Below are 15,106 nucleotides of genomic sequence, written 5' to 3'. Positions count from 1 at the left end.
AATTGACGCCATGATTCGGACAAAAAAAGAAAAAAGGGCGGTTTTCCTGCGGACAGGTTGCCCGCGGAAAACTGCCTCTCGCGTTTGGTTGGCTTCCTTTGGCGGAAAGCGGCATAAAACTCCCCCTTTGTTTCGAAGTGGGGGACTGCTTTCAACATGAGGTCAAAAGTTCTCGAGCACCCGCCCGTCTAGGCGCGGCAACGTATGCGGCGGGCAGACAGACAGCGTTCCGTCAAGCACCGTTTCCGCACCGCGCGTCGCCATGACGGACAACGTCACGCAATGGCCCGCCTCATCGACATCGGCGACTTCGAGCAAAAATTCGAGCGTTTCATAATGATAAACGGGGCGGAGAAAGCGAAGATCCTGCCGCGTAATGTAGCTGCCCGGGCCTGGCAAATATTTGGAGACCGCGGACGTGATCATCCCCGTCAACATGACCGGCGGCACGACCGGTTTTCCAAACGGCGTCTGTGAAGCATAATCATGCTGGATATAGAGCGGATTGGCATCATCCGTCAGCCCAAGATAAAGAAGCAAGTCTTTGTCTTCGATGGCGGCTTGGAACACGAGCTTTTCCCCCGCTTGAATTTCCCCGATCCGTCTCCCGAGCTTTCGTTTTTTCAACATGTTCCCACCCCTTCGTTGTCTAGAAAGCGCTTTCATTGACTGTGGGCAAAAATCCGGGGCAATGCCCGAATTTTTGCCTCGCCGCTATTCCAGCATGCGCATGACATTTTTAACGGATTCGACGGATTTGGCGAGCGCCGCTTTTTCCTCTTCGGTCAGCTCGAGCTCGATCACTTTCTCGATGCCGTTGCCGCCGAGGATCGTCGGCACGCCCAAATAAATGCCTTCATAGCCGTATTCGCCTTCAAGGTAGGCGATCGCCGGCAAAATGCGGCGCTGGTCTTTCAAAATCGCTTCGACCATTTCGACAAGCGAGGCGGCCGGTGCGTAGTAGGCGCTGCCGTTGCCGAGCAGGTTGACGATTTCACCGCCGCCTTTGCGCGTCCGCTCAACGATGGCGTCCAAACGATCTTTCGGAATGAGTTTTTCGAGCGGAATGCCGCCGGCGTACGAGTAGCGGACGAGCGGCACCATGTCATCGCCATGGCCGCCTAAAACAAACCCAGTGACATCTTTTACCGAAATGTTCAGCTCCTCGGCGACGAACGTGCGGAAGCGCGCCGTATCCAAGACGCCCGACTGGCCGATGACGCGGTTTTTCGGAAACCCGGACTCTTGAAACACCGTGTATGTCATGGCATCGACCGGGTTCGTCAAGACGATGATGTAGCAGTTCGGCGAGTATTTGACGACTTCCTTCGTCACTTGCTTCATAATTTTTTGGTTCGTCGTCACCAAATCGTCGCGGCTCATGCCCGGCTTGCGGGCGATGCCTGCTGTGATGACGACGATGTCGGAATCGGCTGTGTCAGCGTAATCCGATGTGCCGATGATATTCGCGTCAAAGCCGAGCACCGGGCTTGCCTCGAGCATATCGAGCGCCTTCCCTTTCGTTGGGTTCTCAAGCTGCGGAATATCGACCAACACGACGTCGCCGAGCTCTTTTTGCGCCAAAAGGAACGCCGTCGTCGCCCCCGTGAATCCGGCGCCGATCACCGAGATTTTTTTCCGTTTCATCGCCATCGTTTGCCATCCCTTTCCTTCAAAGGTTAGTCCATATTGCGGATGAGCGCATCAGCAAATTCGGAGCATTTCACTTCCGTCGCCCCTTCCATCAGGCGGGCGAAGTCATACGTGACGATTTTCGCAGCGATCGTTTTCTCCATCGCTTTGATGATCAATTTCGCTGCTTCGTTCCAACCAAGATGCTCAAACATCATGACGCCCGAGAGAATGACGGACGATGGGTTGACTTTGTCAAGCCCTGCGTATTTCGGCGCCGTGCCGTGCGTCGCTTCGAAAATCGCGTGGCCGGTTTCGTAGTTGATGTTTGCCCCCGGCGCGATGCCGATGCCGCCGACTTGAGCGGCCAGCGCGTCGGAAATGTAGTCGCCGTTTAAGTTCATCGTCGCGATGACGTCAAATTCGCGCGGACGCGTCAAAATTTGTTGCAGGAAGATGTCGGCGATGACATCTTTGATAATGATTTTGCCGGACGCTTCCGCATCAGCAAGCGCTTTGTTCGCCGCTTCCTTGCCTTCCGTTTCAACGATTCGGTCGTATTGCGCCCACGTGAACACTTTGTCGGCGAATTCTTCCTCCGCCAGTTCATAACCCCAGTTTTTAAACGCGCCTTCGGTGAATTTCATAATGTTTCCTTTATGAACGAGCGTCACCGACTTGCGGCCGTGTTCGATCGCGTAGTTGATCGCCGCGCGCACAAGCCGTTTCGTCCCTTGTTCGGAAATCGGTTTAATGCCGATGCCGGACGTTTCCGGGAAGCGGATTTTGCGCACGCCCATTTCGTTTTGCAAAAAGTCGATGACTTTTTTCACTTCCGGCGTGCCTTTGGCATATTCAATGCCAGCGTAGATGTCTTCCGTGTTTTCCCGGAAAATGACCATATCGGTGTCTTCCGGGCGTTTCACCGGCGACGGAACGCCTGGGAAGTAGCGAACCGGGCGCAAGCAGACAAACAGGTCGAGCTCTTGGCGGAGCGCGACGTTCAGCGAGCGGATGCCGCCGCCGACCGGCGTCGTCAACGGCCCTTTAATGGCGATTATGTATTCGCGGATCGTCTCAAGCGTTTCATCCGGAAGCCAGCTGCCCGTCAGCTTGTACGCTTTTTCACCAGCGAGCACTTCCTTCCAAACGATTTTTTTCTCACCTTTGTACGCTTTTTCCACCGCTGCTTCGAGCACGCGCGAAGCGGCCGCCCAAATGTCCGGGCCGGTTCCATCCCCCTCGATGAACGGAATGATCGGGTTGTTCGGAACGTTGAGCACACCATTTTGGACTGTAATTTTTTCTCCTTGCGTCACGAGCAAAACCCCCAATGCAGTTTTTTTATAAAAAGGCGTGAAGGCGCGCCTTCACCGCCTTGTCCACTTGTTTTAGCCGCGCTCGTCGATCGGCACGTACGTCCGCTTGCCTGGGCCGGTGTACTCAGCGCGCGGACGGATGAGACGGTTGTTGTCGTATTGTTCCAAGATGTGAGCCAACCATCCCGAGGTGCGGCTGACGGCAAAAATCGGCGTAAACAAATCATGATCGATTCCTAAACAATGGTAAACCGAGGCGGAATAAAAGTCAACGTTTGGCGGCAGCGCTTTTTCCGATGTGACGATTTCTTCAATCTTCGTCGACATTTCATACCAATGCGGCTCGCCGACGAGCTTCGTCAGTTTTTCCGACATTTTTTTCAAATGTTTGGCGCGCGGGTCGCCTTTTCGGTAAACGCGATGGCCAAAGCCCATAATTTTTTCTTTGTTGGCGAGCTTTCTGCGGATGTATGGCTCGACGTTGTCGACCGTGCCGATTTCCGTCAACATTTTCATCACCGCTTCGTTCGCCCCGCCGTGAAGCGGCCCTTTCAAGGCTCCGATCGCCGCCGTGATGCCGGAATACATATCGGACAGCGTGGCTACGCAGACGCGCGCCGTGAACGTCGACGCGTTCAACTCGTGGTCGGCATGCAGCACGAGCGCCTTGTTGAACGCTTCCGTGGCGATGTCGTCTGGTTCTTTGCCGGTCAGCATGTACAAGAAATTGGCGGCAAAGCTCAAATCTTTGCGCGGCGCAACCGGTTCCAACCCTTTGCGCACGCGGGCGAAGGCGGTGACAATCGTCGGGATTTTCGCCTGCAGGCGAATGGCTTTCCGATAATTCGCCTCTTTCGTCATCACATCCGCCTCTTCATCATACAAGCCGAGAAGCGATACCGCGGTGCGCAAAGCCGCCATCGGATGCACCTTGTCAATCGGATACAGCTTGAAGTGTTCAATGATTTCATTTGGAATTTCAGCGTTTTCCGCCAACTGTTTCTTTAATTCCTCAAGCTGCTCTTTCGTCGGCAGTTCGCGATGCCAAAGCAAATAAACGACTTCTTCGAAGGAAGCGTTTTCGGCTAAATCGTCAATGTCATAACCGACATACGTCAACGTGTCATCGATGATCGAACTGATGCTTGAAGTTGTGGCCACAACTCCCTCTAACCCACGGGTTACTGTCATGTTCAATCTCCCCTTCTCTTCATAAGTTCCGGCCATAACGACCGATGGCCGATGAGCGCTTGCTCGAAATGGAGGCAAAAACAAACGCGCGCGCGAAAGTGCTTACATGACGCCGGCGGCAACCGCCCCGTCGCAACAGCTGTACAATGCTTGGCCGAAAACTCACTCACGTTTATTATTATAAACAATTATCAGACTTTTGTCAGCTGTCACACGTCAAAAGAAATGATGATCAGGAATAAAATGGAAATCCATTCATCTCAAAACGGAGGATCCCACACGCCGCCTGGTGATCAAAAATATTCTACCATTTTGATGACCGTATAGGCAATGCCAGCGCCGATCAATGGACCAACCGCCACCCCATGAAACAGCGAAACCGCGAGGATGGTTCCGAGCACAAGCGCCGCTGTCATATGCGGGTCATGGGCAAGGAGCGTTACTCCATTTTTGGCGATCAAGGCGACAAAAATGCCAGATGCGAGCGCCACCCAGGCCGACAACGACTGCAAAGAGCCGACAAGCTGCCGAAAGCCGATCTCCCCAGAGGCGATGGGAGCGAGCACGGCGATCGTAATGACCGTCACTCCCCAGTTGATCCCTTTGGACTGAATGATCGGCAGCACTTTTTGATCCAAGCTGACAAGTTTGATGGCCAACAGCACAACGACGGCGACAATAAGCGACTTGTTTTTCGCAAGAAAGCCGAGCGCAAGCAACAACAATAAAAACAACACCGGTTCGTTCACGGTCGTCCGTCCTTTCCTATGAAACTTGTCTTTTTGCTTCCCCGTAAGAAAACGTGTAATATATCAATATGGAACGTCGTTGGAGGTGAAACATTGTCCCGAGTTTATGTTGATCGCTTTTTGCGCTTTTTTCTTGTCATCGCCGCTGTCGCGCTCGGCGCCATCGCTGCGTACTACATCGCGACGGTGACGTATCCGTTCATCATCGCCTTTTTCATCGCGATGATCATCAACCCGCTCGTCGATGCTTTGGAGCGGAAAGCGAAAATGCCGCGCTGGCTCGCGGTCAGCGTCACGCTCATCATGTTGTTTGCCGCGGTCGCCGGCTTGGTCACGCTTCTTGTTGCCGAAATCGTTTCGGGAACGCAATATTTAGCCCGCGTCGTGCCGGAAAAATTTCAAGCATTGATCACGTATATGGAGACGTTCGTCGCCGACCAAATCATCCCGATTTACAAAGATTTGGCCGGGATGTTTAAAAGTTTAAGCGCCACCCAACAGGATACGATTATGCAAAACATTCAAGCCGTCGGAAAAAAAATGGGGACGACGGTTGGTGAATTTGTCCAAAGCATCCTGCAAAACATTCCGCAGCTTCTCGCCTGGCTGCCGAATGCCGCGACCGTGTTTATTTTTTCGCTGTTGGCGACGTTTTTTATCAGCAAAGACTGGCGGCGTCTCGTGCGCATGGCGCAGCAATGGCTGCCGACGAAAGCCCGCACAAGCGGAAAAACGGTGTTTCTTGATTTAAAGCGGGCGCTGTTTGGCTTTATCAAAGCGCAGGCGACGCTCATTTCGATTACGACGGTCATCGTGTTGATCGGCTTGCTTATTTTGCGCGTCGATTACGCCATTACGATCGCATTGATCATCGGGTTCGTCGATCTTTTGCCATATTTGGGAACGGGGATTGTATTTGTTCCTTGGATCATTTACACCATGGCTAGCGGCGACATTCCGTTTGCCATCGGATTGGGCGTGCTGTATGTCGTCGTCCTCGTCCAACGGCAAATCATGGAGCCGAAAGTGCTTTCTTCAACGATCGGCCTCGATCCGCTCGCCACGCTCATCGCCTTGTTCGTCGGCTTCAAGCTGCTCGGCTTTCTCGGCTTGATTGCCGGCCCCGTCGCGCTTGTCATCATCCGCACGCTCCATAGCGCCAATGTTTTTCGTGATCTTTGGCGCTTTATTATCGGCAAGCCGACCACGTAATCGAAGGGAGTTGTCTCAAAAGCTCGGCTTTCTATAATAGGAATACAATCTTTCGTTTCACAAAGATGTTTAATGGGTATACAGGACGATGCGAAAGGGTGTCCCGCTGCTTTTGGGACACCCTGTTTTGCTGCAACGTCCGTTACAACACGCTCGCATGGCCGCGGTAGACGGCGCCAAAGCCGCCATCGACCGTGATCTCTTGCCCATCTTTAAACAAGCTTGTGGCATTTTCCACCCCGACGACGACCGGAATGCCAAGGCTTAAGCCGACGACCGCCGCATGGCTCGTCAACCCGCCTTCCTCAGTAATGATCGCCGCTGCTTTTTCGAGAGCCGGCATCATATCGGCATCGGTGCTGATGGTGACTAAAATGCCGCCCTCTACCATTTTTTGGCACGCCTCTTCCGCCGTTTTGGCGACGACCGCCTTGCCGAATGCCGACTTGCGGCCGATGCCTTGCCCTTTGGCAAGCAAGTCGCTGATGACGTGCACTTTCATTAAGTTCGTCGATCCCGTTTCGCCGACCGGCACGCCGGCCGTGATGACGACCAAGTCGCCGTGCTTCACCAAGCCGGAGCGCACTGCCGCGTCGACCGCCACATCGAGCATTTCATCGGTTGTATTGACATGCGGTGCTTCTTTCGTATACACGCCCCAAATGAGCGCCAGCCGCCGCGAGACCGCTTCGTTTGATGTCACCGCGATGATCGGGGCTTTCGGGCGGTATTTCGCCACCATCTGCGGCGTTTTTCCGCTCACCGTCGGCGTCACGATCGCCGCGACATCCAAATTGAGCGCCGTGTGGGCGACCGATTGGCCGATGGCATCGGTGATCGTCGTTCGGCTCTCTTTCGTGCGCTGGGACAAAATGTCGCGATGCTCCAGCGCCTGCTCGGTGCGGAGCGCGATTTGGTGCATCGTCCTTACCGCTTCGACCGGATACTGACCGGCTGCGGTTTCTCCGGAAAGCATGACGGCGTCGGTGCCGTCAAAAATGGCGTTGGCGACATCGCTCGCCTCAGCCCGCGTCGGCCGCGGATTGCGCTGCATCGAGTCGAGCATTTGCGTCGCCGTGATGACCGGCTTGCCAAGCATGTTGCACTTTTTAATGAGCATTTTTTGAATGAGAGGCACTTCCTCAGCCGGAATCTCAACGCCAAGGTCGCCGCGCGCCACCATGAGGCCATCGGCGGCTTCCAAAATTTCATCGATGTTGGCGACGCCTTCTTCATTTTCAATTTTCGCGATAATTTGGATATGTAAGGCGTCATTCGCCTCGAGCAGCTCGCGGATTTCGAGCACATCAGACGCCCGGCGCACAAACGAGGCGGCGATGAAGTCGATGCCTTGGCGGATGCCAAATAAAATATCGGCTCGGTCCTTCTCGGTGATGCCCGGCAAATTGACACGCACGCCGGGGACATTGACCCCTTTTTTGTTTTTGAGCACACCGCTGTTTAAGACGGTCGTGACAATTTCTCCAGCTTGCTTGTCGACTGCGTTGACTTCAAGGCCGATCAACCCGTCGTCCAGCAAAATTTTCGAACCAACGGACACATCATCGATCAGCCCCGGATAGGTGACGGAAATTTTTTCCGGCGTGCCGAGCACTTCGCTCATCGAAATGATGAGCTTTGCCCCTTCCTTCAGTTCGACGGCGCCGTTCTCCATATTGTGCGTGCGGATTTCCGGGCCTTTCGTATCGAGCAAAATGGCGACCGTTTGGCCCGTCCGCCTCGCCGCCTCGCGAATGTTGGCGATGCGCCGCCCGTGTTCCTCATGATCTCCGTGCGAAAAGTTGAGGCGCGCCACGTTCATCCCCGCTTCGATCAATTGCACGAGCTTGTCTACGCTCTCGCTTGCCGGCCCGATCGTACAGACGATTTTCGTTTTCCGCTTCATCACTTCTTCTTCCTTTCCCCTCGGGAATTAAATCGACAGCTCTTTCGACAATGTATACATCCGCTGATCGACCGTATGTGTTTTCGCCAACGCTTCGGCAATGTCATGGTCAACGATTTGGTTGTTTTGAATGCCAACGCAGCGGCCGCCTTTGCCTTCAAGGAGCAGCTCGACCGCACGGGCGCCGAGGCGGCTCGCTAACACGCGGTCAAACGCCGTCGGCGATCCGCCGCGCTGCACGTGGCCAAGCACCGTCACGCGCGTCTCAAAGCCGGTCGCCTCTTGAATTTGCCGGCCGAAGTCGACGCCGCTGCCGACTCCCTCGGCGACGATGATGATGCTGTGTTTTTTGCCGCGTTCATGGCCGCGCTTCAAGCGAGCGACGATGTCGTCCATGTCGTAGTCCGCTTCCGGAATCAAAATCGTCTCCGCCCCTCCGGCAAGCCCCGACCATAGCGCAATATCGCCGGCATGGCGGCCCATCACTTCGACGACGTACGTCCGCTCATGCGACGTCGCCGTGTCGCGGATTTTGTCAATGGCGTCAATGACCGTATTGAGCGCGGTGTCAAAACCGATCGTAAAATCGGTGCCTGGAATGTCGTTGTCGATCGTCCCGGGCACGCCGACGCACGGGAAGCCGTGCTCCGTCAATTTTTTCGCCCCTTGATACGACCCGTCGCCGCCGATGACGACCAGCCCTTCAATACCGTGCTTTTTCAGCTGCTCGATCCCCTTTTTCTGTCCTTCTTCCGTCTTAAACTCCGGGCAGCGCGCGGTATAAAGGATGGTGCCGCCGCGATGGATGATGTCCCCGACGTCCCCGACTTCCAGTTTTTTGATATTGCCGGCGATCAACCCGGCATACCCGTGGTAGATTCCGTACACTTCCACCCCATGGTAAATCGCTTTGCGGACGACAGCGCGAATGGCCGCATTCATGCCCGGCGAGTCGCCGCCGCTTGTCAACACACCAATCCGTTTCATCATTTCCACCTCGTTTGCATCGAATTGCACACGTCCGACCTCATGCGTCTTCTTGAACATCCCTAATGTACCATGAACGACAGCGGAACACAATATAGAAGCGATCGCTGAAACGGCTTACAAAAGTGGATTTTTTCACGATAGAACAAAGCTGTCCCGCGACGGAGACAGCTTTTTCCTTATCTTGCCCGAATCGTTTCCGGCAAAAACGACACTTGGCCCATTTGTTTAAATTTTTCATAGCGCTGCCGGACGAGCTCTTCGCCGTCAAGCGCCAACAGCTGTTTGAGCGAACGGCGCAGCACGCGGTCAATTTCTTTTGCCTGCTCGTCGGCGTTGCGATGAGCGCCGCCTTTGACTTCTGGAATGATTTCATCGATGACGCCGAGCGCCTTTAAGTCATGAGCGGTGATTTTCATCGTTTCCGCCGCCCGCTGCGCCAATGAGGCGTCTTTCCACAAAATCGCCGCCGCCCCTTCCGGCGAGATGACCGAGTACGTCGAGTTTTCAAGCATATGGATATGATTGCCGACGCCAAGGGCAAGCGCCCCGCCGCTTCCGCCCTCTCCGATGACGATGCAGACGACAGGCACCGTGAGCCCAGCCATTTCAAACAAGTTGCGGGCGATCGCCTCGCTTTGCCCGCGCTCTTCGGCCGCTTTGCCCGGGTAGGCGCCTTTCGTGTCGATAAAGCAGATGATCGGCCGCGAAAACTTTTCTGCCTGCTTCATGAGCCGCAACGCCTTCCGGTATCCTTCCGGATGCGGCATGCCAAAGTTGCGGCGCAAGTTTTCTTTCGTATCTTTGCCGCGCTGATGACCGATGACCGTCACGGGGAGTCCGTCGTATTTGGCGATGCCGCCGACGATCGCCTCGTCATCGCCAAAGCAGCGGTCGCCGTGGCACTCAAGAAAGTTCGTAAACAACCGCTCGATGTAATCGAGCGTCGTCGGCCGCTGCGGGTGGCGGGCGATTTGCACGCGGTCCCACGGCGTCAAATTCGCATAAATCTCGTTTTCCAGCTTGGCGAGGCGCGCCTCAAGCTTTTCGATTTCCGCCGATAAATCGACGTCCGCCGTTTTCATGAACTCTTTCAACTCTTGAATTTTGCGGCGCAGCTCGACAAGCGGCTTTTCGAATTCTAATTCCGCCACCATCCCTCTTCCCCTCCTTTTTGATGAAGATCCAAGACGACCGCAAGCGTTTCTTTCAGCTCGTGGCGGTGAATGACGGCATCAAGCTGCCCGTGCTTCAGCAAAAACTCCGCCGTCTGGAAATCGTTCGGCAGCTCTTCGCGCACCGTCTGCTCGATGACGCGGCGGCCGGCAAAACCAATGAGCGCCCCCGGCTCGGCAAAGTTATAATCCCCAAGCGAGGCGAAACTCGCCGATACACCGCCGGTCGTCGGGTGGGTCATGACGGAGATGAACAAGCCGCCGTCGTTGCTGAACCGTTTGAGCGCCGCGCTTGTTTTCGCCATTTGCATGAGGCTCAACACCCCTTCCTGCATGCGGGCGCCGCCGGAAGCGGTGAAAATGAGAAACGGCATCTGCTGTTTGTGCGCCCGTTCGACGGCGCGGGTGATTTTTTCGCCGACGACCGAGCCCATGCTGCCCATGCGAAACGATGAATCCATGACAGCAATGACGAGCGGATGGCCGTCAAGCGCCCCTTCGCCGGTGACGACCGCCTCGTTCAGCCCTGACTTGCGCCGGTCTTCTTCCAGTTTTTCGATGTAGCCCGGAAAGCCGAGCGGATTGACCGAGATCATATCGGCGTCATACTCGCGGAAGCTGCCGTCATCAAGAAGGCTTGCAATCCGTTCACGCGCCGGCATCGGATGATGGTAGCCGCAGCTTAGGCAAACGCGCAAGTTTTTGATCAACTCTTTTGTATACATAATTTTCTTGCATTGCGGACATTTCGTCATCACGCCTTCCGGCACTTCATGCCTCGCTTGTTCTGAAAGCAGCGGTGCATACTTTTTCTTTTTCACAAACAAGTCTTTCCACACGAGGGAGCCCCTCCTTTGCGTTTTCGCCTCTCTACTACTTTATCGAAAATGGACATCATTGTTTGTCAAACGATGTCCGGCCCGTTTCGACAACGGCGAAGGCCGTTGCGCCTCCCAGACGGCGACAGTCTCCGCCGGATCTTGCCTTTCCAAAGCGGCGAGCAGCTGTTCATAGCTGGCGTCGGCAAGGGGCGGCTCGGGCGCAAATGAAGCGGCAAACCCCGACAGCACCCGCCAAATGCGGGCGAGCAAAACATTGCCAGCCGCTTCCACCACCGTCTCGAAAAACCGCGCGAAATCAATCGGTTTTTGACGAACGATTTTTTTCAACTCGTCTACGTCCTCCGCGCTCCGGCGCCGACACGCAAGCGCAAGCAACAGGCGCTCGATGAGCCATTTTGTTTCCGCCAAATCGGCCTTCGCCCGTTCGTTTTCCAACAAAAACATCGCCAACAGGTCGATCAGCTGGTGGCTGCCGACCTCACGCCTATACCTCCCCTCGCCGCGCCGCGTTTCAATCAAGCCGAGAAATTCAAGCGCCCGCAACGCCTCGCGCACCGATGAACGCCCGACGCCGAGCCGTTCGGCCAGCTCGCGCTCCGACGGCAGCTTGTCGCCAGGGGCTAGGTTGTCTTCCGCCATCATGCGGTGGATGTGTTTCAACGTCTCGGCATACACGTTCTCCTCTTTGATACAATGACCCCTCTCCTTCGCTTCATCCACTGGTCTGACCACCTAATGGTTATACGATATAACAAAATAGCGAAATAGTAAAGGGTGACTTATTTGACAGCGACGCGCCCAGCACCGAATAGAGAGAGCAATTCGTCGACAAGCGGCGCGGTGAAGTCAACCGCATACCGTTCCGGCAGGCGGAGAAGCTTCCGCTTCGCTTCATCGTACAAATACACCGGAGTGCGGCCTTGGTGTCGTTCCAACAGCGGCTTCAGCGCGGCAAGACGCGCCTTGTCTTGGCGGCTGGCGTCGATATACAACGCCGACGCCGTCAAGCGTTCGGCCCGGCGGATGATGAGCTGACGCCGTCCGCCGCGCACCTCAATCGTTCCGGCAAGCAATACAAACTGCCCTTCTTTCAATATGTCCGCCGCGCGGCGGTAAACGTTCGGAAACGCCACCGCCTCCAATTCCCCGCTCTCATCGCCGACGGTGAAAAACGCCATTTCTTCACCCTGCTTTGTTCTCGTTTTCCGTATGCGGACGACCGCTCCCCCGACTACAGTTGACGGACCTTGTACATCGGCAACACACACCGCCCCCGCCGCTTGCAGCAACGGGCGGCACACCGCCGCCGGATGCGGGGTGACGGCGAAGCCAAGAAACTCCGCTTCCCGCCGCCGCCGTTCGGACAAAGGCCACGAATGTGCGGCAGCATATTTCGGTTTTAACGACAGCCCTCCGGCTTGCAGCGCCTGAACCCATTGCGCATGTTCGATCGCAATGTCAATGCTGGCAAGAAGCGAAGCCCGATCTGCACCGAACTCGTCAAACGCCCCAACGGAAATGAGCGCCTCGAGCGCCGGGCGCCCGAGCCCTTTTGGCAGCAGGCGGGCAGCGAAATCAAAGAAGTCGGCAAACGGTCCGTTCGCTTTCCGCTCCTCGACAATCAGCTTCGCCGCCGAGCCGACTTGCTTCACCATCGCGAGCCCAAGGCGAATGGCGCTCCCCTCCACGGAAGAGCGAAAACCGCTTTTGTTGACCGACGGCAAAAGGACGTTGATCCCTTTTCGCGCCGCCTCCCAATAGTATACCGCCGCTTTTTCTCGGTCGCCGGAAGCATTGGTGAGCATGACCGCATAAAAACAAAGCGGGTAATGAGCTTTCATATACGCCATCGCATACGACAACAGCGCATAGCTGACCGCGTGGCTTCGGTTGAAGCCGTAATCGGCAAAGCGGACGATGTGTCGGTACAGTTCCTCGGCGACTGCTTTCGGATAGCCGTTCGCCACGCAGCCGGCGACAAACGCCTGACGCTGCTCAGCAAGCAGCGCTTTCTCTTTTTTCGCCACCGCCCGGCGAAGCACGTCCGCTTGTCCGAGCGAAAATCCGGCAAGCCGGGCGGCGATTTGCATAATTTGCTCCTGGTAGATCAACACCCCGTATGTGGGCGCCAAAATCGTCTCAAGATCAGGATGGGCATAGGACACCGGCTCTTCCCCGCGCTTGCGCCGGATGTAAACGGGGATCATTTGCATCGGCCCCGGCCGATACAAGGCATTGACGGCGACGACATCTTCCAATTGCGACGGCCGCAGCTCGGCGAGCACACGCTTCATCCCGCTTGATTCGAGCTGAAAAATGCCGTTTGTATCTCCAGCGCCAAGCAGCGCGTACGTTTTTTCATCATCAAGCGGCAACGTGCGGATGTCAAACGGCTTTCCGGTCTGCCGCTCGATCAAACGCACGATCTGCTCGATCAACGTGAGCGTGCGCAAACCGAGAAAATCAATTTTCAGCAATCCAAGCGCTTCAAGCGCCCCCATCGCGTATTGCGTCAGCGGCCATTCGCCATGGCTTGGTTGCAGCGGCACGAAGCGAACGAGCGGCTCCGGGCTGATGATGACACCAGCAGCGTGGATCGACGTATGGCGCGGCAGCCCTTCCAGTTTTTGCGCAACAGCCAGCCACTCTCTCCCTTGCGGAACCGCTGCCACCGCGCGCCGAAAAGCGGCGGACTCGGCATGCCATTGGCGGAGCGTCACACTTTGTTTGCTCGGCAAGAGCGCCGCAACCTGTTCCGCCTCCCGCCCAGGGACGCCAAGCGCTTTGGCCGTCTCGCGCAGCGCCGCTTTGGCGCCGAACGTGCCGAACGTAATGATTTGCGCAACGCGGTCGCGCCCGTATTTATCCGCCACATAGCGAATCACTTCTTCGCGCCGGTCATCAGGAAAATCCAAGTCAATATCCGGCACCGACGCCCGCTCCGGATTTAAAAACCGTTCAAACAAAAGCCCATACTTGATCGGATCGACATCGGTGATCGACAATGCGTAGGCGACAAGCGACCCGGCCGCCGAACCGCGGCCCGGGCCGGTTAAGATGCCGCGCCGGCGGGCGTAGGCGAGCACATCGGCGACGATCAAAAAATAGTCGCTGAAATGAAGCGACTGAATCACATCCAGCTCATGCGAAAGCCGACGCCAGTAGCGCTCATCGGCCGACGGCACGCGTCGGGCGAGCCCTTGTTCCGATAAGCGGCGCAAATAACTGTCGGCCGTCTCTCCGTCCGGAACGGGATACGCCGGCAGCCGCCAGCCGCCAAACTCGATCTGCAACTCGCATTGATCGGCGATCGCCAGGCTGTTCTCGAGCGCCTCCGGCAAGTCCGCAAACCGGCGCGCCATCTCCTCTGGCCCCGCCAAATAGCGGCCGTTATCGTCCTCAATGTCAGCGAGCAGCGCGCCGCGGCCGATGGCCTGCAAGCAACGCCACGCCACGGCATCGCTGCGCTCCACGTAACGGACGTCGTTCGTCGCCACGATTGGGACGCCGGTTTCCTCCGCCAGCTGCAACAACCCGGCTTCATATGGGGCTCGCGTTTGCTCGCCGCGCTGAACGGCGACATACAGCCGTCCTGGAAACAGCTGATGATAGCGGCCAAGCGCCTCTTTCGCCCGCTCCCATTCGTCGGCGGCCACAAGCGACTCGACGCGTCCCTCGCTTCCGGGAGTGATGGCGATGATGCCGCCGCTTAAGCGCACAAGAGCGGCTTCCTCCATATGCTTTGTTTCCCCCATTTGTATCATGGTGCTGATTTCAAGCAAATGGCGATACCCCTCTTCATTGGCGGCCAACAGCACGAGCGGGAACGCTTCCTCCCCAGAAAGAGCGACATCAGCCGTCACGCCGATAATCGGGCGAATGCCGTTCTGCTTGCATTCCCGGTAAAACGGAATAGCGCCATACAACACATTCCGGTCCGTAAGCGCGAGCGCTTGATAGCTGAGCTGTTTCGCCCTCGCTGCAAGCGCCTCCACCGCCGCCGCACTTTGAAACAAACTGTATCCGCTCAACACATGCAAGTGAACGAACATCATGACCATCCCTCCCTCATCCGTGCGCTTGACGGGCGAAA

At 56.2% G+C, this 15,106-nt stretch carries 12 protein-coding genes; 1 reads left to right on the top strand and 11 read right to left on the bottom strand.

Features of this window, described 5'->3' with window-relative positions:
- Positions 1-162: 162 nt before the first annotated feature.
- The 5 genes from ETR37_RS08950 to ETR37_RS08930 all read right to left on the bottom strand — a co-directional run bounded on the left by ETR37_RS08950 (position 163) and on the right by ETR37_RS08930 (position 4,891).
- The gene (locus ETR37_RS08950) at positions 163-630 is read right to left on the bottom strand and encodes a MaoC/PaaZ C-terminal domain-containing protein (RefSeq protein WP_011232207.1); all 468 of its coding nucleotides are present in this window, start codon (positions 628-630) and stop codon (positions 163-165) included.
- Positions 631-714: 84 nt separating this feature from the next.
- Positions 715-1,653 carry a malate dehydrogenase gene (gene mdh / locus ETR37_RS08945; RefSeq protein WP_011232208.1) on the bottom strand — a complete coding sequence of 313 codons (939 nt, stop codon included), beginning with the start codon at positions 1,651-1,653 and terminating at the stop codon, positions 715-717.
- 26 nt (positions 1,654-1,679) lie between these two features.
- The gene (icd, locus tag ETR37_RS08940) at positions 1,680-2,951 is read right to left on the bottom strand and encodes an NADP-dependent isocitrate dehydrogenase (protein WP_011232209.1); all 1,272 of its coding nucleotides are present in this window, start codon (positions 2,949-2,951) and stop codon (positions 1,680-1,682) included.
- 72 nt (positions 2,952-3,023) lie between these two features.
- A complete protein-coding gene (gene citZ, locus ETR37_RS08935) occupies positions 3,024-4,142 on the bottom strand; it encodes a citrate synthase (RefSeq protein WP_129447158.1) in 1,119 nt (372 codons plus the stop codon).
- Between the two features lie 293 nt (positions 4,143-4,435).
- On the bottom strand, positions 4,436-4,891 hold the full coding sequence (locus ETR37_RS08930) for a DUF441 domain-containing protein (protein ID WP_015375587.1): 456 nt from the start codon (positions 4,889-4,891) through the stop codon (positions 4,436-4,438).
- A 93-nt stretch (positions 4,892-4,984) separates the two neighbouring features.
- Between ETR37_RS08930 and ytvI the strand changes: the two genes are divergently transcribed.
- Positions 4,985-6,103: a sporulation integral membrane protein YtvI gene (gene ytvI, locus ETR37_RS08925; RefSeq protein ID WP_015375588.1), complete on the top strand. Its 1,119-nt coding sequence runs from the start codon at positions 4,985-4,987 to the stop codon at positions 6,101-6,103.
- A gap of 142 nt (positions 6,104-6,245) precedes the next feature.
- Here the strand turns inward: ytvI and pyk are convergent, their stop codons facing one another.
- The 6 genes from pyk to dnaE form a co-directional block, all read right to left on the bottom strand.
- The gene (gene pyk / locus ETR37_RS08920; RefSeq protein ID WP_060788532.1) at positions 6,246-8,009 is read right to left on the bottom strand and encodes a pyruvate kinase; all 1,764 of its coding nucleotides are present in this window, start codon (positions 8,007-8,009) and stop codon (positions 6,246-6,248) included.
- A 27-nt stretch (positions 8,010-8,036) separates the two neighbouring features.
- Complete coding sequence (gene pfkA / locus ETR37_RS08915) at positions 8,037-8,996, bottom strand: 6-phosphofructokinase (RefSeq protein ID WP_025039132.1); 960 nt, start codon at positions 8,994-8,996, stop codon at positions 8,037-8,039.
- A 179-nt stretch (positions 8,997-9,175) separates the two neighbouring features.
- Positions 9,176-10,153, bottom strand: coding sequence for an acetyl-CoA carboxylase carboxyl transferase subunit alpha (gene accA, locus ETR37_RS08910; protein WP_011232215.1), 978 nt, complete (start codon positions 10,151-10,153; stop codon positions 9,176-9,178).
- The gene (accD, locus tag ETR37_RS08905; protein ID WP_129447157.1) at positions 10,138-11,010 is read right to left on the bottom strand and encodes an acetyl-CoA carboxylase, carboxyltransferase subunit beta; all 873 of its coding nucleotides are present in this window, start codon (positions 11,008-11,010) and stop codon (positions 10,138-10,140) included. Before accD ends, accA begins: the two co-directional genes overlap by 16 nt.
- Before the next feature lie 39 nt (positions 11,011-11,049).
- The gene (locus tag ETR37_RS08900) at positions 11,050-11,733 is read right to left on the bottom strand and encodes a FadR/GntR family transcriptional regulator (RefSeq protein ID WP_031213151.1); all 684 of its coding nucleotides are present in this window, start codon (positions 11,731-11,733) and stop codon (positions 11,050-11,052) included.
- A 59-nt stretch (positions 11,734-11,792) separates the two neighbouring features.
- Positions 11,793-15,068 (bottom strand): DNA polymerase III subunit alpha, encoded by a 3,276-nt coding sequence (dnaE, locus tag ETR37_RS08895; protein ID WP_164977993.1) that lies wholly within the window; start codon positions 15,066-15,068, stop codon positions 11,793-11,795.
- Positions 15,069-15,106: the final 38 nt, after the last annotated feature.

Source organism: Geobacillus sp. PK12 (genome assembly GCF_004123125.1).
Classification (GTDB): Bacteria; Bacillota; Bacilli; order Bacillales; family Anoxybacillaceae; genus Geobacillus; species Geobacillus zalihae.
Note: the sequence above shows the minus strand (reverse complement) of the source record. Positions and strands in the feature narration are given on the sequence as shown.